The 18522-nt window shown below is 71.1% G+C and carries 21 protein-coding genes and 1 riboswitch; of the genes, 7 read left to right on the forward strand and 14 right to left on the reverse strand.

Annotated features, from left to right (window positions below):
* The first annotated feature begins 1 nt into the window (after position 1).
* Positions 2–586 carry a TetR/AcrR family transcriptional regulator gene (locus M3M55_RS11655; RefSeq protein ID WP_249009672.1) on the forward strand — a complete coding sequence of 195 codons (585 nt, stop codon included), beginning with the start codon at positions 2–4 and terminating at the stop codon, positions 584–586.
* 465 nt (positions 587–1051) lie between these two features.
* On the opposite strand, the gene M3M55_RS11660 is transcribed toward M3M55_RS11655, so the two are convergent.
* Positions 1052–1222, reverse strand: coding sequence for a hypothetical protein (locus M3M55_RS11660; protein ID WP_249009673.1), 171 nt, complete (start codon positions 1220–1222; stop codon positions 1052–1054).
* Positions 1223–1311: 89 nt separating this feature from the next.
* On the opposite strand from M3M55_RS11660, the gene M3M55_RS11665 reads away from it, so the two are divergent.
* The gene (locus M3M55_RS11665; RefSeq protein WP_249009674.1) at positions 1312–1773 is read left to right on the forward strand and encodes a hypothetical protein; all 462 of its coding nucleotides are present in this window, start codon (positions 1312–1314) and stop codon (positions 1771–1773) included.
* Positions 1774–1847: 74 nt separating this feature from the next.
* Here M3M55_RS11665 and M3M55_RS11670 read toward each other — a convergent pair whose 3' ends face one another.
* Positions 1848–2657 (reverse strand): alpha/beta fold hydrolase, encoded by an 810-nt coding sequence (locus M3M55_RS11670; protein WP_249009675.1) that lies wholly within the window; start codon positions 2655–2657, stop codon positions 1848–1850.
* 28 nt (positions 2658–2685) lie between these two features.
* On the opposite strand from M3M55_RS11670, the gene M3M55_RS11675 reads away from it, so the two are divergent.
* A complete protein-coding gene (locus M3M55_RS11675; protein WP_249009676.1) occupies positions 2686–3438 on the forward strand; it encodes a tetratricopeptide repeat protein in 753 nt (250 codons plus the stop codon).
* A 126-nt stretch (positions 3439–3564) separates the two neighbouring features.
* Positions 3565–4779, forward strand: a complete 1215-nt coding sequence (locus M3M55_RS11680; RefSeq protein WP_249009677.1) for a PKD domain-containing protein — start codon at positions 3565–3567, stop codon at positions 4777–4779.
* A gap of 109 nt (positions 4780–4888) precedes the next feature.
* Here M3M55_RS11680 and dinB read toward each other — a convergent pair whose 3' ends face one another.
* The 3 genes from dinB to M3M55_RS11695 all read right to left on the reverse strand — a co-directional run bounded on the left by dinB (position 4889) and on the right by M3M55_RS11695 (position 7884).
* Positions 4889–5953: a DNA polymerase IV gene (gene dinB / locus M3M55_RS11685; RefSeq protein WP_249009678.1), complete on the reverse strand. Its 1065-nt coding sequence runs from the start codon at positions 5951–5953 to the stop codon at positions 4889–4891.
* Between the two features lie 55 nt (positions 5954–6008).
* On the reverse strand, positions 6009–7082 hold the full coding sequence (locus M3M55_RS11690) for a septal ring lytic transglycosylase RlpA family protein (RefSeq protein WP_249009679.1): 1074 nt from the start codon (positions 7080–7082) through the stop codon (positions 6009–6011).
* 17 nt (positions 7083–7099) lie between these two features.
* Positions 7100–7298, reverse strand: a riboswitch (cyclic di-AMP (ydaO/yuaA leader).
* 172 nt (positions 7299–7470) lie between these two features.
* Positions 7471–7884, reverse strand: a complete 414-nt coding sequence (locus M3M55_RS11695; RefSeq protein WP_249009680.1) for a PaaI family thioesterase — start codon at positions 7882–7884, stop codon at positions 7471–7473.
* 16 nt (positions 7885–7900) lie between these two features.
* Here M3M55_RS11695 and M3M55_RS11700 point away from each other — a divergent pair, with 16 nt between their 5' ends.
* Positions 7901–8998, forward strand: a complete 1098-nt coding sequence (locus M3M55_RS11700; protein WP_249009681.1) for a sigma factor-like helix-turn-helix DNA-binding protein — start codon at positions 7901–7903, stop codon at positions 8996–8998.
* Positions 8999–9025: 27 nt separating this feature from the next.
* Here the strand turns inward: M3M55_RS11700 and M3M55_RS11705 are convergent, their stop codons facing one another.
* The 7 genes from M3M55_RS11705 to M3M55_RS11735 all read right to left on the reverse strand — a co-directional run bounded on the left by M3M55_RS11705 (position 9026) and on the right by M3M55_RS11735 (position 14224).
* Positions 9026–9457, reverse strand: a complete 432-nt coding sequence (locus tag M3M55_RS11705) for an SRPBCC domain-containing protein (RefSeq protein ID WP_249009682.1) — start codon at positions 9455–9457, stop codon at positions 9026–9028.
* Between the two features lie 9 nt (positions 9458–9466).
* Positions 9467–10003 carry an adenine phosphoribosyltransferase gene (locus M3M55_RS11710; RefSeq protein ID WP_249009683.1) on the reverse strand — a complete coding sequence of 179 codons (537 nt, stop codon included), beginning with the start codon at positions 10001–10003 and terminating at the stop codon, positions 9467–9469.
* Positions 10004–10040: 37 nt separating this feature from the next.
* On the reverse strand, positions 10041–10832 hold the full coding sequence (locus M3M55_RS11715; protein WP_249009684.1) for a MerR family transcriptional regulator: 792 nt from the start codon (positions 10830–10832) through the stop codon (positions 10041–10043).
* Between the two features lie 4 nt (positions 10833–10836).
* Positions 10837–11307 carry an FHA domain-containing protein gene (locus M3M55_RS11720; protein ID WP_249009685.1) on the reverse strand — a complete coding sequence of 157 codons (471 nt, stop codon included), beginning with the start codon at positions 11305–11307 and terminating at the stop codon, positions 10837–10839.
* A 17-nt stretch (positions 11308–11324) separates the two neighbouring features.
* Positions 11325–11585 carry a hypothetical protein gene (locus M3M55_RS11725; RefSeq protein WP_249009686.1) on the reverse strand — a complete coding sequence of 87 codons (261 nt, stop codon included), beginning with the start codon at positions 11583–11585 and terminating at the stop codon, positions 11325–11327.
* An 87-nt stretch (positions 11586–11672) separates the two neighbouring features.
* Positions 11673–12530, reverse strand: a complete 858-nt coding sequence (locus tag M3M55_RS11730) for a CDP-alcohol phosphatidyltransferase family protein (protein WP_249009687.1) — start codon at positions 12528–12530, stop codon at positions 11673–11675.
* Positions 12512–14224 (reverse strand): proline--tRNA ligase, encoded by a 1713-nt coding sequence (locus tag M3M55_RS11735; protein ID WP_249009688.1) that lies wholly within the window; start codon positions 14222–14224, stop codon positions 12512–12514. Before M3M55_RS11735 ends, M3M55_RS11730 begins: the two co-directional genes overlap by 19 nt.
* A gap of 120 nt (positions 14225–14344) precedes the next feature.
* Here M3M55_RS11735 and M3M55_RS11740 point away from each other — a divergent pair, with 120 nt between their 5' ends.
* A complete protein-coding gene (locus tag M3M55_RS11740) occupies positions 14345–14950 on the forward strand; it encodes a superoxide dismutase (protein WP_249009689.1) in 606 nt (201 codons plus the stop codon).
* Between the two features lie 63 nt (positions 14951–15013).
* Here M3M55_RS11740 and ispG read toward each other — a convergent pair whose 3' ends face one another.
* Positions 15014–16315 (reverse strand): flavodoxin-dependent (E)-4-hydroxy-3-methylbut-2-enyl-diphosphate synthase, encoded by a 1302-nt coding sequence (gene ispG / locus M3M55_RS11745; protein WP_249009690.1) that lies wholly within the window; start codon positions 16313–16315, stop codon positions 15014–15016.
* Between the two features lie 126 nt (positions 16316–16441).
* Here ispG and M3M55_RS11750 point away from each other — a divergent pair, with 126 nt between their 5' ends.
* Entirely contained in the window at positions 16442–18025 is a 1584-nt protein-coding gene (locus M3M55_RS11750) for a hypothetical protein (RefSeq protein ID WP_249009691.1), read from the forward strand.
* An 81-nt stretch (positions 18026–18106) separates the two neighbouring features.
* On the opposite strand, the gene M3M55_RS11755 is transcribed toward M3M55_RS11750, so the two are convergent.
* Entirely contained in the window at positions 18107–18502 is a 396-nt protein-coding gene (locus M3M55_RS11755) for a hypothetical protein (protein ID WP_249009692.1), read from the reverse strand.
* Between the last annotated feature and the right edge of the window lie 20 nt (positions 18503–18522).

Consider the following 18522-nt stretch of genomic DNA (forward strand, 5'->3'; position numbering starts at 1 on the left):
CATGTCCGCCACCGACACCCCCACCCCCCGTCCGTTGCGCGCGGACGCCCACCGCAACCGCGAGGCGATCCTCGCCGCCGCCCGTGCTGCCTTCACCGAGACGGGCGCCTCGACGGCCCTGGAGGCGATCGCCCGCCGCGCCGGAGTCGGCATCGGCACCCTCTACCGCCACTTCCCGACCCGTCCGGCCCTGCTCGAGGCCGTGTACGTCGATGAGGTGCGCCAGCTCGCCCGCGCCGCCGCGGAACTCGAGACTCTCCCACCGTGGCCGGCGCTCGAGGCGTGGCTGCGGCGCCTCTGCGCCTACCTCGTCACCAAGCACGCCCTCGCGGCGGAGCTGCTCGACCACCTCGACCGCGGCGCCGACGTGTTCGCCAGCTGCCGCGCCGAGCTGTTTGCCGCCGGTACGCCGCTGATCGAGCGGGCCCGCGCGGCCGGCGCGGTCCGGACCGACGTCGAGCTCGCTGACATCGTGCAGATGGTCGGCGCGATCGCAAAGATCCCCAGCGATGACCCGGACTCGGTCGGCCGGATCCTCACCGTCGCCCTCGACGGGCTGCGCCCCGCGCCTCAAGCGGCGGGGTGAGCATGTTGGTCTGAGGTCATCGACGGCTGCGGCGAACAATGAGACGTCGAGGCGACATCTGCTGGCGCTACTTCATGTCGATGGCAAGTGAGACGACAACCATCCGAGTGCAGCGCGAGACCCCTGATCTGTTGGCCACTCGTCAAACGCGGAATCGTCCGGCTCGATCTCAACATGCGAGGGCAGCCCCCGACTGTGGTCGTCGTGGGAGCGCCGCGTGAAGCCTCCCTCGCCGCGCGCGTCGCAGGCCCGACGAACGGGTAGAGCGACCGTGATCGGTCCCATACTCGGGGTATGGCCGGGCGACGGAGCATGGAACCCCAACGGCTCGCGTACCGCCTATCACTTCAGCTTCGGGCCGACGAGCGCGCTCGGCGCCTCCTCGCCGGTGCTGTCAGCCGGGGCGGGCACCACCACACGCTCGGTCAGTGACGGTCTGCACGGGCTGCAGTCGGGCACCACCTACTACGTCGACCTCGTCGCCGCCAACGCCGCGGGGACGGTGACGACGAAGACGATCACCTTCAATACGGCCGGACCACCCCCGGCCCAGGCGACGACCGGCGGGGCGACCGTCCTGAGTGCCACCTCGGTGACCCTCACGGGCGTGGTCGCCCCGGAGGGCGCGGCGACCACCTACTTCTTCGAGATCGGCACCGCCGCCGGGAACGACGAACTGCGCACCAGTCCCGCGACGGTTCCCCCCCGCGACCGCCCCCGTGCCGGTGTCGGTGACCGTCACCGGGCTGGCGCCGGGCACCGTCTTTCACTACGCCCTCGTCGCGACCCACGGCGGCATCAACGCGGGTGCGGGGGCCGACATGAGCTTCGAGACGTTCCCGCGCCCGGTACCCCGGCCCCGGGTGACCCAGCGGACCACCCCCCGCTTTCAGCGGGGCGCCCCGTTCGTGCTGGCGACCGCCGGCCGAGTGTTCAACCGGACGGGAACGGCCAACGCACTCGCCTGCACCGGCGTGGCGACCGTCGCCTTCTACATCGGCCGGCACCGGATCGAGCGCCAGCTGGCGCCGCTCACCCCGACCTGCCGGTTAGCGGTGACGACGACCTTCGCCCATCTGCCCCTGCGTCACCGACGCCGGGTGACCCTGCTCGTCTACGTCCGCTTCGACGGCAACGGCTACCTGGCGCCGGTCAGCGTGGCGCCCGAGCGCGTGACCCTCGGTTGACCGCGCCGGGGCCGGGGGCGGGTCGACAAGCGGGCTCAGCTGAACCGTGCCGGGAGGGGCGGCGCAGTTCGCGCTCAGCCCTGCGCCGCCGCGACGACCTCGGCGATCACCGCGGACACCTGGCTGCCCTGCCAGGCCCGCGGTGACCGTCCCGGAGCGTCGAGCAGCAGCCGCGCGCCCGGGATCGCCGCGGCGTAGGCCTCAGCGACCGCCTGGGGGTGCTCGGGGTCGGGGCCGTCCGCGGAGGCGATCACCGCTGTCGGGACGGTGATCGCCGCGAGGTCGCCGATCGCCCCGAACGGGCGGGAGCGGGGAACCTCCTCGAGCGCCCGGGCGATCGCCGCCAAGTCACGGTGGCGAGAGAGGCGCTGGCGCATCACCGTCTCGACGGTCCCCCGGAGATCGGGGGCAACCGCGGCGAGGTCGCTGGCGGCGACGAACCCGTCGATTCCCCCTGTTCGCAGCCCGGCAGCGAGCCGATCCCAGCGCCCGGTGTCGGGCGAGCCGCCGGTGAAGGCCGGGGTGATCACGACGAGCCCGCTCACCCGGTCGGGGTGGGCGAGTGCGAAGGCGAGCAGGGTGTGGGCGCCCATCGACGCGCCGGCAAGCACCGCCCGCGACACCGATCGGTCATCGAGCACCGCCTCGAGGTCGGCGACGAGCCGGGAGTAGGTGAAGCCGACCCCACCCCACCCGGACTCGCCGTGTCCGCGGGCGTCGTAGCCGATCACCCGGTGTCCGGCCCGTTCGAGCGCCCGGGAGCCCATCACGACGTAGCGGCGGGTCGCCGTCAGCCCGTGGCAGAGGACGACCGCCGGCCCCTCCCCCGCCTCCTCACCGGCGAGCCTCGCCCCATCCGCGTCGACGTCGAAGAGATCGGCCATCTCCACGGTTGTACATAAGATGGTCGGTATGGACGTCACCGAGGCTAATTTCAATCAGGCGGTGATCGAGCGCTCGCGCGAGGTCCCCGTTGTCGTCGACTTCTGGGCGGAGTGGTGCGGGCCCTGCCGACAGCTCGGGCCGGCGCTCGAGCGCGCCGTCGCCGCCCGCGCCCCCCGGGTCGAGCTCGCCAAGATCGACACGGACGCCAACCAGCGGCTCGCCCAGGCCTTCCGGATCCAGGGGATCCCGGCGGTCAAGGCATTCCGGGACGGAGCGATCGTCTCGGAGTTCACCGGGGCGCTCCCCCCACCCCAGATCGAGGCGTTCCTCGACGCGCTCCTGCCCGAGCCGCCGCTCCCCGCGATCGACCCCGAGGATGAGGACGGGCTGCGCGCCGCGCTCGCCGCCGACCCCGCGCGGGCCGATGCCGCCGTGGCACTCGCGCGCCGCCTGATCGCCCGCGGCGAGCTCGATGAGGCCACCGCCGTGCTTGAGGCGGCCGCCGACTCATTCACCGTCGGCGGGTTGCGGGCCCGCATCACCCTGACCCGCGCGCTCGAGGCCGCCGATCCGACGGTGCCACCGCTCGGTCCCGCCTTCAGCGCGCTCGACGAGGGCGACGTCGCGCACGCGATCGACCTGCTGCTGATGGCGCTCGCCGACGGAGGTGCCCACCGCGACGAGATCCGCCGCGTGATCGTCGGAGCCCTCGACGAACTCGGGCCCGACAGCGAACTGGCCCGCAGCTCCCGCCGCCGCCTCGCCAGCGCGCTCTATTGAGAACGGGTTGTCGCCCGGCGCACGGGGGGCTAGATTGACCTTGAGTCCCCTGCCCGCAGACGGCGATCGGGGCTCAACGGGGCGCCGGGCGCCCGCGTGGCACACGAGCGAGGGGAGAGCAGGGAGATGTACACACACCGACGGGCCTGGGGGCGCGGGCTGGTCAGGGTCGCCGCGCTCACCGCAGCCCTGCTGGCCATCACCGCGGCCACTGCAGCCGCCAAGTCGACGACCGGTCTCAGCGTCGGACCGGTCAAGGTCGGCCCCTATCAGGTGACGGTGTTCACCGGACGATGCGGCAAGGGAGCGTCCGCGACGATCGACTACACCCGCGGGGGCAGCAATGAATTTGAGCAGTACAGCTATACCGGACCGGTGACCTGCACGGCAACCGCGAACCATGGCCAGCTCACGCTCAGCTGGGCTCAGCTCGGCTCACTCTCGCTCAGCAGCACACACCTGGGCAGTCGCCACCGCGGCGAGCTCCCAGCGGGCTGTCGCGGTCACGTGCCGCTCTCCCGGAGCACGACCTGGCGCGGCCGTCTCCATCTCAGCCTCGCCAAGGGGCTCGGTACCCTCAACCGTCGTGCCCTTCCCGGCGTGATCACCCAGGGCGGGCCGGTCAGCTGCCGCCCTCCGCGGCAGTCCAAGGAGGTCGCCCTGGCCGCGAATTTCGGGACCAGGCTGTTCCTTTACGCGACCGCCCCCACCCGCGGGCCTCGCGACGTTTTTCTCACCGACAACTTCACACCGGCGACGGGGATCACGGGCGCGGTCGTCGTCGACCAGACAGGAGCGAAGAAGCGCTCGCACTTTTTGCTCACCCGCACCGGCGGCCGGATCAGCGCGCCGGCCCCGTTCGCCCACGGCGCGCTCAGCTTCAAAGACCTGCCGGTGTGCACGGGAGCGAATCCGGCGGCCCACAACGTCAGCCTGTCCGGCACGATCACGCTGCCCACGGCCGTTCTCGGCACGATCACGTTCAACCCGGCCGCCGCAACCTTCGCGGAGATCAGCACCGGCAACGCCTTCCCGGGTGACTGCAACGGCTACGGCTCGGTCCCGCTCACCCCGTCGGTGACGAACGTCTGCTCCCAGAGCGGCACCTGCTCGGTGTCAGCGGGCACGAACAACGACACCTTCTACGACACGTCGAGCCTCGGCACCCAGACGATCGTCTCGGAGACGATCCAGTTCGGCGACGGCAGCACCGGGACGTTCACCAACGGTCAGGTGACCCACACCTATACGGCGCCGGGCACCTACACGGCAACGGTGACGATCACCACGAGCAACGGCCAGACCCAGACGACCACGACACCGGTGTACATCACCCACTGAGTACCGGAACCGGGGCCGGCCCACCGGGGCCGGCCCCGGTGACACTCGCCCGCACCGGCACGACGTCGGCGGGAGCTCAGACGGCGAGCGTCACGGGGTGGCCGGAGGCTCAGACCGCCAGCGTCAGCTGGTCGGCCTCCTCCGTCGCCTGCAGGCCGGCGACCCGGACCCCGAGCAGCCGCACCGTCCGGCCCGGGTGGCTCAGAAGAAAGCCGTCGAGCAACCCGCGGGTGACCGGAAGGATCTGCTCCGGGGCGCTGACGGCGACCGCCAGGGTGCGGGCTCGGCTGTGGTTGGAGAAGTCGCTGAGGCGGACGCTGATGCCGATCGTGCGCCCGGACCGGCCCCGCGCAGCGAGGTCCCGACACAGGCGGGCAGCCAGCTCGTCGAGGGCCTTCCGCAGATCGTCAGGGTCGCTGAGGTCGGCGTCGAAGGTCCGCGACCGCGACTCGGACACGACCTTGCGCTGCGGGGAGACCTCCGCTTCGTGTTCGAAGCGGGCGAGCGCCTGCAACTGGCCGGCACTGCGGGCGCTGAAGCTGCCCGCGAGGGCTTGGGGCGAGGCGACCGCGAGCTCCCCCACGGTGTGCAGGCCGATCTGGGCGAGCCGCTCGGCGGTCTTGGCGCCGATCCCCGGGATCAGCCGGCAGGGCGCGCGGGCGAACCGAGCTGCCGCCTGCTCGCGGGTGAGGACGACGAACCCCCGTGGCTTCTCCGCGTCGGATGCGACCTTGGCGATGAGCTTGTTGGGTCCGATCCCGACGGAGGCTCCGAGTCCGGTGCGGGCGGTGATCTCGGTGAGGATCCGTCGCATCCCCGCCTTCGGAGCAGGCAGGCCGGAGAGATCGAGATAGGCCTCATCAAGCCCGATCACCTCCACCGTCTCGACGTGGCGGCGGAGGATCGCCATCACCTCCGCTGACACGGTGCGGTAGTGGGCAAAGTCGGGGGCGAGGAAGACCGCGTCCGGACACAGCCGCCGGGCCCGGGAGGACGGCATCGCCGAGCCGACGCCGAACCGCCGCGCCTCATAGGAGGCGGTCGTCACGACCGAGCGCGGACCGGTCCCCGCGACGATCACCGGCCGCCCACGCAGTTCCGGGCGCCGCTGCAGTTCGACGGAGACGTAGAACGCGTCCATGTCGAGATGTGCGATCACACGTTCGCCCAGCATCGCTGTGGCGAGCCTACCGGTCCGCCCGGACCCCCCGACCGGACCGGCTGCGCGCCTACACGGAGGCGAGGACCGTGGCGACCCCGTACATCCCGAGCGCGGCCGCGACGTTCTGGTTGAGGTCGTAGAGGCGGCTGTAGACGAACGGGCCGCGGTCATCGACGGTCGCCACGACGGTCCGGCCGCCGTAGGAGAGGGTCACCTGCGTGCCGCAGGGCAGGGTGCGGCTGGCGATCCCGTAGGTCGCGTGGAAACCACAGGCGGTGTTGCCCGCGTCCTCGTACCAGGACACCTGCGCGTACTGCATCAACGCGATGCGCTCGGCGCGAGAACGGGAGCGGCCGTTGAGGCGGTCGCCGGAGAAGAAGACCGACAGCAGCGGCGTGGCGCCGTCCGCGACGGAAGGGACGTAGCGGAGGCTGAAGCGGCCGCCGCGCCCAGTCCGGGTTGAGGCGACCGCGACCCAGCGGTGGCCGATCCGGGCATCCAGGGTGACGCGCCGACCATGACGGGCGGGGAGCAACCGCCCGCTGAGCCGGACGGGCGAGCCGAGGACCGCGAGAGCGGCCGTCCGGGAGAGGGCGATCTCCGGGGTGACGGTGAGACGGCGCACCGGAGTGGCGAGTACCTCAGGGGTCCGGGCGGGGGTGGCGCTCGCCGCCGTTGCCGGCGCTCCGGTGGGCGCGGTCGACCCATCGGCGGCCTGCGCGGCGAGGAACTCGTTGGCCGGGTTGCCGTCACTGGCGCTGACCCGTGCCGGGTGCTGCGACGCCGGGGCGGGCCTCACCTGCAGGCTGCCGGAGCGGCGCAGGCGCGCGCTGAGGTAGAAGCGCCCGTCGGGGTGGACCCGCCCGCGGGCAACGGTCTGCCACGCCGAGGATCCGGCGCTGCGATAATCGAGCACGATCGGCGTGCCGGCCGCGGCGTGCGGGGCGCTGCCGCGGACGACCGTCCGCTCGCCGAAGCGGACGGCCTGGGAACGGATGCCGTGGAGGGCGACCGGCGCCGGCGGGGCGGGCTCGGAGGTCGCCGTGGTGACCGCCATCGCGGTGGCGGGGAAGGCAAGAACGGTCGCGCCGACAGCCAACCGGGCTGCCTGAGGCGCGCGAATGGTGCGCCTGGCTCTCATCTGAGGGCCTCCTTTGGACATCTCGGCCGGGGCGCCTACGGGGTTAGCTGACGGGCTCGCGGCTGCGCTGAGGCTCGGTGGCATCAGGAAGTCGCTACACGTGCAACCGGTCAGGGACCGGGCACGCGATTCGCCCCCGCCGAACGAAAGGGAGTTCGGCAAGTGGGTCCCCCGTCCGCGCGCGCACCGGGCGCCGCGGTTCGGCAAGGCCGTTTCAATGTTTCATGGGCCCGCTTTTGATGGGCCGCCGTGAGGCTGACAGGTCAGACCCGGGTAAGTATGTGAGCCTCGTCACCCCCCTGTCCGGCCGCACAGAGGCATGCGCGCGCCGGCAAAGAGCCCAGACCGCAGCGGCAGCCGCGCACATCCCGCCGGGCCGGCGGCGACCTCAGACCCGCGGACCGCGGACCGCGATCGTCATCCGGGTGATGACGCAGAGACGGCCGAGGTCATCGGACATTTCCACCTCCCACACCCAGGTCGTCGCCCCGGCGTGCCGCCGGATCGCGCGCGCGTGGATGCTTCCCTCGGTGATCGGCCGGAGAAAGCTTGTCTGGTTGGACAGGCCCATCGCGGCCTTGCCGTCCTCGAGCACGGCCATCGCCGTGGCGATCGAGGCGAGCGACTCGGCGATCGCTGCGTAGACCCCGCCATGCACGAGGCCGTAGGGCTGCTTGAGCTCGTCGCGCACGGTGACCCGAGCGGTCGCCTGCTCGGCGGAGACCTCGATCGCCTCAAGCCCGTAGAGTGCGTCAAAGCCCGTCACGGGGATCGGACCGGCGGGTTCTGCCTCATCGCTCATTACGCTTGCACACCTTATGGCTTCTCTTGACAGTTTGCCCTCCGACCAGAAGGCCGTTCTGTCACTGGTCCTTCAGCGTGGCCGCTCCTTCGATGAGATCGCCGCGCTCCTCTCGATCGACCGGGCCGCCGTCCGCCAGCGTGCCCTTGAGGGCTGTGACGCGCTCGGGCCCGAGACGACGCTTGACCCGCTCAAGCGGGCGCTGATCACCGACTACCTGCTCGGCCAACTCCCCGGCAAAGTCGCCGCGAGCGTCCGGGGCTCGCTCGCCACCAACCCGTCCGAGCGAGGCTGGGCGCGTGTGATCGCCGCAGAGATCGCGCCGCTGGCGGCCAACGGCCTTCCGGAGATCCCCGCGCCGGGCCGGACTGCCTCGCCCGCGCCAGCGCCCGCCGGCCCTGCCGGAACTGGCACCCCGGGCCCGGACGCGGAGAAGCCGCGTGTCCGGGCGGAGGCGGCCCCCGGAGCCAGTCGCGGCGGGCGAGGGGTCGACGTCGACTTCGACTTCGCCGGCGACGAGTCAGCCGTAGACGCGGAGAGCTCCGGCTCCCCCACGCCGGCGAGTTCGCGCCGGGGCGGCGCGATCCTGCTCGGCCTGATCGCGCTCGTGATCGTCGTCGTCGTCGTGATCCTCACCACGAGCGGCGGATCCACCAGCTCCGGGACCCACACCGCCGCCCACGACGGGTCGGGGACCCAGACGGCGAGTCCGAATGGGCGCACCGCCACGCCGAGCGGCACCTCGACATCGGTCACCGCGTTGAAGAAGATCATTCTCAGCTCACCGACGAGCGCCAAGGGCGTCCAGGGCGCCGCCGACGTCGTGCGCGCCTCCGGCCGGCTCGGGCTCGTCCTCGTCGCCCGCGGACTGGCGGCAAACACCACCAACGCCTACGGCGTCTGGCTCTATGACCCCGCCAGCGGGCAGGGGGACTTCCTCGGCTTCTACGGCCACAAGGTCGCCGCCAGCGGCGCGACCAAGGGGTTCCTCGAGGCGGAGGTCGCTCTCCCGGCGAACGCGGCCAAGTACACCCAGCTGCTGCTCACCCTCGAGACCGGTCAGCATCCGACCAAGCCGGGCACGATCGTCCTCGAGGGCGCCTTCGCCGAGTGAGCGGGCCGCCGGCACCCGCGTGGGCGTTCAGAACACGGCGATCAGGCCGGCGAGCGCGGCGTCGAGGCGCTTACCGGAGGCGCGGCGCTGGAGCAGGGTGCCGGTCTTGTAGCTCCCGCGAAAACTCTGGCGCTCGCTGATCTGCACACGGGTGCCGCCGGACGCCGGCTCGAGCTCGAAGTCGGTGTGCCACTCGGCCATGAACCGATCGAACTGGCCGCCGCTGATGTCGAGCGCCCAACCGAGCCGAACCGGCTCCTCCACCGTCGTGTAGAACAGGTCGAGACGGACCGGGCGGCCGCGCGGACTGACCAGCACCTGGGTGAAGCCGGTCGGGAGCACCCCCTCGACCCGGGACACCTGCGGCCACCAGCGCGGCAGGCTACGGGCGTCGGCGATCAGTTCCCAGACCGCCTCGGGTGGGGCGGCCACCAAGCCGCTGCGAACGATTGTCGCCACCGGCCGGGCCTAGTCGTAGGCGATCAGGGCGTGCACGTCAAAGGCGCCGAGCGCGGCGCGGCCGCCGAGGGCGGTCAGCTCGACGAGGAAGGCGCAGCCGACGACCTCGGCGCCGAGCTGCTGGACCAGCTCAGCGAGCGCGAGCGCCGTACCGCCGGTTGCGAGCAGGTCGTCGTGAATGAGCACGCGGGCCCCGCCGGCGAGCGCGTCCGCGTGCATCTCCAGGGCGTCAACTCCATACTCGAGGGCGTACTCGGCCATCACCGTCGCCGACGGCAGCTTGCCGCGCTTGCGGGCCGGCACGAAGCCGGCCCCGAGGGCCCGGGCGAGGGCGCCGCCGAGCATGAATCCGCGCGCCTCCGCCGCGACGACGAGGTCGACGGCATGAGGACGTGCGTACCGGGCCAGGCGTGAGACAGCGCCGTCGAGGGCGTCGGGGTTAAGCAGCAGCGGGGTGATGTCGCGAAAGACGATCCCGGGGGTCGGGAAGTCCGGGATGTCCCGGACGTAGCGGCGCAGGTCAAGTTCGCCGGGAGCATCATCCATTCCGCCCACCACCTTCCTCGATCACCGGCGGCGCGCCTCAGCCGGTGATCCGGCGCAGGTCACGAATGAGCAGGAGGTGCTTGAGGTGGGTGGTGACCGAGGCGAGGTTCTCCAGCGTCTCGATCGCCTCCTTGCGTCGCTCAGGGTTGCGGGACCTCAGCGCCGGGGCGAGGATCGACTGCAGCAGGGCCGCCTCACGGTCGGCGGAGCTGCGGAACACCCGCAGGTTGCGGCCGCCCACCCCGTAGCGGGCGAGCTCCGATACCGCGCGGACGATCTCGCGTTCGGTGTCGTCAAAGTAGCGCTGACCGGCGCGCAGCTCCCCCTTGATCACGCCGAAGTCGACGAGCTCGGCGACGAGGGACGCCTCCGCGCCGGTGTCCTCAACGACGTCGTCGAGCGAGTAGAGAGCGCCGCTCGCGCTCGTGCTGATCGCCCCCCGCCGGACCGGACGGGTCTCCGCCACGGGCCCGGCCGCCACCTCACGGTCGGTGCGGCCGCCCGCCAGCTCCTGACGAATGACGCGCAGAGGCAGAAACTCGTCGCGCTGGAGGCGCAGGATCGTCCGCAGACGCTGGATGTCAGCCTGGCTGTAGAGGCGGTAGCCGCCCTGGGTGCGACGGGGGGCCAGCAGCTTCTGATCCTCGAGGTAGCGGATCTTGGAGATCGAGATGTCGGGAAACTCCTGCTCAAGGGCCTTGCAGACCGCTCCGATGGTGGCCGCCTTCTGGGAGCGGCGGTGCAGCTCAGCCGGGACCTCGAGCGCGCCGGCCAGGGCCGGCTCGGCCGCGCGGTCACCGTCGAGGGGCTGGTGGTCGAGGCTCGCCATCAGATCAGCGCTGCAGGAACGCGAGCTTGTATTTGCCGACCTGGAGCTCGTCGCCGTCGCTGAGCCGGTGGGACTCGATCCGCCGCCGATTGACGTACGTACCGTTGAGCGACCCACAGTCATCGAGGTAGAAGGCGGCTCCGCGCCGGACGATCACGGCATGGTCTCGGGAGACGGTGACGTCGTCGAGAAACACGTCGCTGTCGGGCCGCCGGCCGACAGTGATCCGCTCGGCCCCGAGATCGAAGGACTCACCGGCGCGGCCGCCGCCGGCGCGGATGACCAGGCTCGCCCCCGGGCCGCGGGCCGTGACAGGGAGAGACTCGAGGACGGTGCCGTCACCGGAGATCCGGAAGCTCGCCGTCGTCACCCCGGTCGAACCGGGCGTCGCCCCAGCGAGAAATGCCCCGCAGCGGGCGCAGTAGTTCGCCCCGTCGGAGTTGGCAAAGCCGCACTCTGGACAGTGCAGGGCCACCGGGACGCCCTCGGGGCCTACAGGTCCTCGGAGGATCGGGTCGGGACGCGGCCCGTGAGAATGTCGGTGAGCCGGTCCACGTCAGCGCCGGAGATGACGAGCTCACCGCCCTCCTCCCGCTTACGCAGCCGGTTGACGAGCTCCGCGCGGAGGATGTCGATCTTGCCGTGAAGGATCCGGCGCCGGTAGGATATCTCGGTCTCCTCCGCCGTCAGCTCGCTGATGAGGTCCTTGAGCTCCTGATCGTTCAGTAAGCCGAGGTCCGGGAACGTGTCCATGCGCCGCAAATCCCCCGTATCTTCGGGTCGGGTGTGAGGAAGGGCTCCTCCGACGGGAGTATACCCGTCCCCCGCTGAGGGTCAAGCTCAGCTTGAGGGTCCAGCGAGACGGGTCCGGCGGCGGTGCTCGAGGCCGACGCGAACGTAGGCGCCGGTGGCGGTGAGCGACAGCGCCATCCCGACCAGGAGAAGCACAACGGCGACGGTGTGCACCCCCGCCATCGCGAAGAACGGCGCGCCGAGGATCGGCGCGACCGCCAGACGGCCGAACCAGTTGATCTTGATGTCGACCTTGTGGTGGAGGGCGAACCGGGAGAGCGCGAGCATGAACACCTCACGGGCGATCACAATCGCCAGGGCGACCCGCGGCAACAGGGCAAAGCGCCAGGCAACGGCCATCCCGGAGATGACGAGGCAACGGTCGACGATCGGGTCCAGCAACGCCCCGAGCCGACTGAACTGACCGGTGAGCCGGGCGACGAAACCGTCGAGGTAGTCGGTCCAGCCGATGACCGCGAACAGCAGCACAGCGGCGGTCGCGCGCCCGTGTGGGCTCGAGAACGCGACGGCGAGGAACACCGGGATGAGGGCGAGCCGGACATAACCGATCGCGTTGGGCAGCGTCCACGGGTTGAGCGGCTGGCCGGCCTGGGTCGGGGCGGGCGGCGGTCCGGACCGGTCGAGGCCGAACAGTCGCGCCTTCGTACGGGCCCGGAGCTCCCGCGCGCGCGCCTTCGCGTCGGCCACCCGCTCGTTTGCCCGATCGACGGCCCCGGAGACGCGCTCGTTCGCGCGGTCGACCGCTTCGGCCACCCGCTCATTGGCTCGATCGACCGCGTCGGAGACCCGCTCGTTGGGACGCCCGCGCCCGCCCCCCTTGCCGCCGCGGCCGCGGTCCCCGCGCCGGCGCCGGCCCCGGCGGTCGTTCAGGGGAGGGTCCGCCACAGCGCCGCCACCGCCTCCGCCGCCCCATCGATCGGAACCGTCGTCATCTCCGCCCCGCGGCGCCGCTGAACCTCGAGCTCGCCGGCGGCAAGGCCGCGGCGGCTGACGGTGACGCGCAGCGGACAGCCGAGCAGCTCGGCATCGGCGAACTTCTCCCCCGCGCCGGCGTCCCGGTCGTCGTAGATGACGTCGAGCCGGAGCCCGGCCAGCCGTTCGTAGAGGTCGTCGGCGAGCTCCCGCTCGGGCGACCCGGGCTTGCCGAGGCTGACGAGGTGGACGTCAAAGGGGGCGATCGCCCGCGGCCAGCTGATCCCGGCCGTGTCAGCGAACTGCTCGACCGCGGCGGCCGCGACCCGGGCGGGCCCGATGCCGTAGGAGCCCATGAATACGGGGCGGCTCACCCCGTTGGCGTCCAGGTAGTTCGCCCCGAGCTTGGCCGAGTAGTAGTCGTCGAGCTTGAAGATGTTGCCGACCTCGATCGCCGGCTCGATGCGGATCGGTTCGCCGCCGATCGTGTCGGCGGCGGTGACCTCCCGCAGGTCGGCGAGCTCGTAGGTGAAGTCGCGGCCGGCCTGGACACCGCGCAGGTGCGTGTCGGCCCGGTTGGCCCCGGCGACGTAGCCGCCGGGGGCGGCCACGATCGCCGCATCAAGCACGACCCGCACCCCCGGGTCGCGCATCCCGACCGGCCCGAGGTATCCGGGAGGACCGATCCGGTCGGCGATCTCTGCGGCGGTCGCCTGACGGAACGGGGAGCCGAAGAAACGCCGCAGCTTGACGTCATTGACGCGGTGGTCGCCGCGCAGGAGGATGAGGACGAGCTCCTCGGACCCGTCGGCGAGCTGCTTGACGACCGGAAACGCCTTGGTCAGCGCGGCGGCGGGCAGTGTGAGAAAGGCGGCGAGCGACTCGATCGTGTCGGTGTCAGGTGTCGACACCGCTTCGGGCTCGGGCAGAGCCGGCGGCAGCTCAACGCGCACCGCGTCGGCACTGGCGACCTCGAGGTTGGCGACATAGCCGTTCGGGCCGATGACGACGTCGTTCTCACCGGCCGCGCACGGGGCCATGTACTCCCCGGATTCGCGGCCGTACATCAGCCCGACGTCAGCGAGCGCCCGGTACCAGACGATGCCGCAGCGGTCGAAGATCTTCGCGTACGCCTCAGCGTGACGGTCATAGCTGAGGTCGAGCCCCTGGGCGTCCCGATCGAAGCTGTAGGAATCCTTCATCACGAACTCGCGGGTCCGCAGCACGCCCGCTCGGGGCCGCGCCTCATCACGCTCTTTGACCTGGAACTGGTAGACGGTCTGGGGGAGGTCGCGGTATGAGCGGATCATCCCCGCCGCGTGCGTGGTCACCGCCTCCTCATGGGTCATCGCCAACACCATCTCTGCCTCTTTACGGTCCCGCAGCTTAAACAGCTCATCGACCCCGTAGCGACCCGTCCGCCGCCACGCGTCGGCGGGCTGAAGCAGCGGCATCAGCAGCTCCTGGCCGCCGATCGCGTCCATCTCCTCGCGGATGATCGCGACGATCTTCTGATGGACCCGCCATCCGGCCGGCAACCAGGTCCACAGGCCCGCGCCGACCTGGCGCACGAGCCCGGCCCGGACCATCAGCTTGTGGCTCACAGCCTCGGCATCCGCCGGGGCCTCACGTTCGGTGGGGAGAAGATAGTGAGAGAGGCGCGTCATGAAGGAGCCAAGCGTACCCGCGGTGCCGTCGCACGGACGCCGTGGAGCCAAAAGCCCACGGCGCCCGCCGCAAGCGCTCTGATAAAAGGCTGAGAGAGACCCTCGACCAAGGAGAACCGCATGGCCTTCACCGTTCCGCCGCTTCCCTACGACGCCGGCGCCCTCGAGCCCCACATCGACGCCCAGACGATGGAGATCCACCACGACAAGCACCACCAGGCGTACGTGACAAACGCGAACGCGGCGCTGGAGGGCACCGCCTGGGCGGACATGCCGGTCGAGGAACTGCTGACCAAGCTCGGCGAGCTTCCGGCCGACAAGCAGGGCCCGGTCCGCAACAACGCCGGCGGCCACTACAACCACTCCCTGTTCTGGGAGTCACTCGCCGGGGACGGCGGCGGCGAGCCCGACGGTGCCCTCGGTGAGGCGATCACCGCGACCTTCGGCTCCTTCGCGGAGTTCAAGACCCAGATCAAGGCGGCAGGCGCAGGCCGCTTCGGCTCCGGCTGGGCCTGGCTCGTGCACAACGGCTCCGGTCTGGCGATCGTCTCCACCCCGAACCAGGACAACCCGATCTCCGACGGCCAGACGCCGCTGCTCGGCATCGACGTGTGGGAGCACGCCTACTACCTCAAGTACCAGAACCGCCGCCCCGACTACCTCGAGGCGATCTTCAACGTGATCAACTGGTCGACGGTCGCCGACCGCTACACCAAGGTCGCCTAACCGCGGAGCGTGCCGGTCCCGGCGGGAGCCCTCCGCGGCCTCCGCCGGACCGGCCTCGCCGCGTCAGGCGGCCGCGGGCTCGGCGGCCCCGGCGGCGTCCCCGCCGGCCGTCGCCCCGGGGCGTTGAAAACGCCGGCCGGCGACCGGTGACTCGGCCTCGCGGGCCGCAGCCGCCTGGGCGGCCTCCGTCTCGGCGGCCGCCCGCTCGGCGGCGGCGAGGCGCTCGGGGGTGACCGCCGTGTCGTCCTCGTTCTCCGACAGCCACCGGGCCGCCTCCGCTGAGGCCCGCTCATCCACGAGCACCCGCTTCCCGGCCGCGTAGTAGCGGTCGATCTCGGCAAACAGCTCATCGACAAGCCGGTCGGTCGGCACCTTCTTCAGCGGCTGCCCCTTGGCGTAGATCATGCCGGCGTCCTTGGCCCCGGTGATGCCGAAGTCCGCGTGCCGCGCCTCGCCGATCCCGTTGACCGCACACCCGAGCACCGACACTTCGATCGGGTCCTCGTAGGCCTCGAGGCGGCGTTCGACCTCGGCGACGACGGTGTCCATGTCGAACTGCAGGCGCCCACAGGTCGGGCAGGCGATGAGATCCGGGCCACGGCGCCGCAGTCGCAGCGCCTTGAGGATCTCCCAGGCGACCTTGACCTCCTCCTCGGCGTGGAAGGTCGACAGCGAGATGCGGATCGTGTCACCGATCCCGTCGGCGAGCAGCGTGCCGAGACCGACGGCGGACTTGATCGAGCCTGACCACTTGGTGCCCGCCTCGGTGATGCCGAGGTGCAGCGGATAAGGGATCTTCTCGGCGAGCAGCCGGTTCGAAGCGATCGTGTTCGGCACGCTCGTCGATTTCATCGACACCTTGAAGTTGTCGAACTCGAGGCTCTCCATCAGCTCGACGAACTGCAGCGCGGCGGCGACGAGCGCCTCGACCGGGTTGGTGAACTCGAGCTCGCGCAGGTTCTCCGGCAGCGAGCCGGAGTTGACGCCGACCCGAATCGGCACGCCGGCGAGCTTCGCCTTGGCGACGACCTCCGCGACCTTGTCGGGCCCGCCGATGTTGCCCGGGTTGAGTCGGATGCAATGGGCGCCGGCGTCGATTGCCTTGAGCGCGAGCGTGTGGTTGAAGTGGATGTCGGCGATCACCGGGATCGGCGACTGGGCGACGATCGTCGCGAGCGCGTCGACGTCCTTCTCGCGCGGGACCGCGCAGCGGACGACGTCCGCTCCCGCCTCGGCGACCCGGCGGATCTGGGCGAGCGTCGCGGCGATGTCGGCCGTCTCGGTCTTGGTCATCGTCTGAACGACGACGGGGGCACCGCCGCCGATCGGCACTCCACCGACATGGATTTGGCGTTCTGAGGCCATCGGGGGAAAGTCTAGAGCCCGCCGAGCCATTCGCCGGGCCCGTCGCGCGTGTGCCTCCAGCCCTTCACCGGGACTGGTCACGGCAAATGCGCAACTTTCCTCTCGGCGATCTGGTTCCTTGTAGTGATGCCCCTGAGAAAGACACTCCCCGTCACCCTCGCACTGGTCGCCGCGGTGTGCGCGCTCGCCGTGCCGAAGGCGCTGGCGAATCCCCGCCTCGTGACGATCATGCAGGACAACAACGCGATCAACGCCCACCCGCTCGCCGCGCTCGCGAAGATGCGCTCGATGGGCGTGACGATGGTCAAATACGCCGTCTACTGGAAGTACGTCTCCCCCGACCCGAACGCCACCCGAGCCCCCGCCGGCGCGACGAACCCGGCGATCTACTATCCGGAGTTCGGCCAGCTCGATCAGATCGACCAGGACGCGGCGAAGGTCGGGATCAAGCTTGGCTTCATGGTCACCGCCCCCGCCCCCCGGTGGGCGAGCGGCAACGTCCAGGGCACACTGCGCCCCTCCGACGCGGCCTTCCGGACCTTCATGGCGGCGCTCGGCGCCCGCTACAGCGGCCGGGTGCCGGGACTGCCGGCGGTGCGCTGGTGGTCGATCTGGAACGAGCCCAACTACATCCCGAACCTCGCCCCCCAGACCGTCGGCTCGACCTACGTCGCCGCCGACCTCTACCGCGGTCTGCTCGGGGCCGCCTGGAGCGGCCTGGAGGCAACCGGTCACCGGCCCGGCCCGGACACGATCCTGTTCGGTGAGGTCGCTCCGCGCGGCATCGCCGGGCCCCGCAGCGGCAACGGTGCCGGGATCAAGCCGGTCCAGTTCATCGCCTCGCTCTACTGCGAGACGACGGCGGGACGCCGGCTCACCGGCAGGGTCGCCGCAAGCAACGGCTGTGGAGCGAACCCGACCGCGTTCCGGCGCGCCAACCCGGCGCTGTTCGACGCCTCCGGATTTGCCGACCACCCCTACGCACAGGGCACCGCCCCTGACGTGCCCACCTACGACTGCCTCCACCACGGCTGGACCTTCTGTGAGAACCCGCGGACCAAGAAGGGCGATCCACTGTGGACCGACCTCGGTGAGCTCGCCCACCTGACAACGATCCTCGACCGTTCTCAGCACACGTACGGCTCCGGTCGCAAACTGCCGATCTGGAACACCGAGTACGGCTACTGGACCGCGCCCCCCGGCCACAATCCGTGCCGTGGCGCGGCCCCATCCAACTGCGATCTCAGCCTCAGCACGGCCGCTCTGTACCTCAACTGGGCCGAGTACATCTCCTACATGAACCCGCGCCTGATGAGCATCGCCCAGTACCAGCTCTATGACCCGATCAGCGGCGGATGGACCGACGGGCTGCTCACCAACAGCGGGGCGCCACGGCTGACCTACGACGCCTATGAGATGCCGCTGTTCATGCCGACGACCTCCGTCGCCCACCCGGCAAACCTGAAGATCTGGGGCGGGGTGCGCCCGGCGGCGTTCAACGCCGGCGCCTACCACATCGCCCCGGTCGTCGAGATCCAGTTCAAGGGAACGAAGGGCGGCTACCGGACGGTGCGCACGCTCCGCGTGTCCGGCCCGGCCGGCTACTTCAGCACCTTCGTGCACTTCACCGGATCGGGGTCCGTGCGGCTCGCCTACCGGACGGGACGTACGACGCTGTTCAGCCGCGCCCAGGCGATCAGCGTCCGTTGAGACGGTCCGGGGCGGGGCTCCCGTGTGGGCTCCGCCCCGGACCCCGGTATGCAGGCGTCCTCCGGGGAGCGGCGGCTCGCCTCAGCGGCCGCGGCGCCGATGGGCGGCCCAGGCGGCGCTGGAGCCGCCGGCGAGCACGACGGCGGCGAGGATGACGACGAGCACCGCCGTCCCCGAGCCGCCCGACCCCGAGCTCGTCTTGCTGGCGCTGTCTCCGATCGGCTTGACGGCATGCCCGAGCCGAAGGTTGAGCTCATCGGAGATCGCCGTGTAACAGGTGGTGTATTCGCGCACCGACACCGACATCTCTGAGAGCGCCCGCTGGAGCTCCCGGGTGCTGTAGTTCACGGTGAGCACGCCCCCGTGAGCTTGACAGTCGGCGATCGGCGACAATGTCCCTGCGCCCGCAGCGGGGGCCCACAGCAGGGACGCCGCGGTGAGGACGAGCAGGAGCGCCAGGACGCGAGGGCGTGACATCGCGCCGGTACTTTAGAGTG

Origin of the sequence: Conexibacter sp. DBS9H8 (assembly GCF_023330685.1) — a bacterium.
GTDB lineage: Bacteria > Actinomycetota > Thermoleophilia > Solirubrobacterales > Solirubrobacteraceae > Palsa-465.

What these genes read in the sequence shown, in the direction of transcription:
- M3M55_RS11655 (WP_249009672.1), top strand. Translation starts at nt 2, where the DNA reads ATGTCCGCCACCGACACCCCCACCCCCCGTCCGTTGCGCGCGGACGCC.
- M3M55_RS11670 (WP_249009675.1), bottom strand. Translation starts at nt 2,657, where the DNA reads ATGGCCGATCTCTTCGACGTCGACGCGGATGGGGCGAGGCTCGCCGGT.
- M3M55_RS11675 (WP_249009676.1), top strand. Translation starts at nt 2,686, where the DNA reads ATGGACGTCACCGAGGCTAATTTCAATCAGGCGGTGATCGAGCGCTCG.
- M3M55_RS11680 (WP_249009677.1), top strand. Translation starts at nt 3,565, where the DNA reads ATGTACACACACCGACGGGCCTGGGGGCGCGGGCTGGTCAGGGTCGCC.
- dinB (WP_249009678.1), bottom strand. Translation starts at nt 5,953, where the DNA reads ATGCTGGGCGAACGTGTGATCGCACATCTCGACATGGACGCGTTCTAC.
- M3M55_RS11690 (WP_249009679.1), bottom strand. Translation starts at nt 7,082, where the DNA reads ATGAGAGCCAGGCGCACCATTCGCGCGCCTCAGGCAGCCCGGTTGGCT.
- M3M55_RS11695 (WP_249009680.1), bottom strand. Translation starts at nt 7,884, where the DNA reads ATGAGCGATGAGGCAGAACCCGCCGGTCCGATCCCCGTGACGGGCTTT.
- M3M55_RS11700 (WP_249009681.1), top strand. Translation starts at nt 7,901, where the DNA reads ATGGCTTCTCTTGACAGTTTGCCCTCCGACCAGAAGGCCGTTCTGTCA.
- M3M55_RS11710 (WP_249009683.1), bottom strand. Translation starts at nt 10,003, where the DNA reads ATGGATGATGCTCCCGGCGAACTTGACCTGCGCCGCTACGTCCGGGAC.
- M3M55_RS11715 (WP_249009684.1), bottom strand. Translation starts at nt 10,832, where the DNA reads ATGGCGAGCCTCGACCACCAGCCCCTCGACGGTGACCGCGCGGCCGAG.
- M3M55_RS11725 (WP_249009686.1), bottom strand. Translation starts at nt 11,585, where the DNA reads ATGGACACGTTCCCGGACCTCGGCTTACTGAACGATCAGGAGCTCAAG.
- M3M55_RS11735 (WP_249009688.1), bottom strand. Translation starts at nt 14,224, where the DNA reads ATGACGCGCCTCTCTCACTATCTTCTCCCCACCGAACGTGAGGCCCCG.
- M3M55_RS11740 (WP_249009689.1), top strand. Translation starts at nt 14,345, where the DNA reads ATGGCCTTCACCGTTCCGCCGCTTCCCTACGACGCCGGCGCCCTCGAG.
- ispG (WP_249009690.1), bottom strand. Translation starts at nt 16,315, where the DNA reads ATGGCCTCAGAACGCCAAATCCATGTCGGTGGAGTGCCGATCGGCGGC.
- M3M55_RS11750 (WP_249009691.1), top strand. Translation starts at nt 16,442, where the DNA reads ATGCCCCTGAGAAAGACACTCCCCGTCACCCTCGCACTGGTCGCCGCG.
- M3M55_RS11755 (WP_249009692.1), bottom strand. Translation starts at nt 18,502, where the DNA reads ATGTCACGCCCTCGCGTCCTGGCGCTCCTGCTCGTCCTCACCGCGGCG.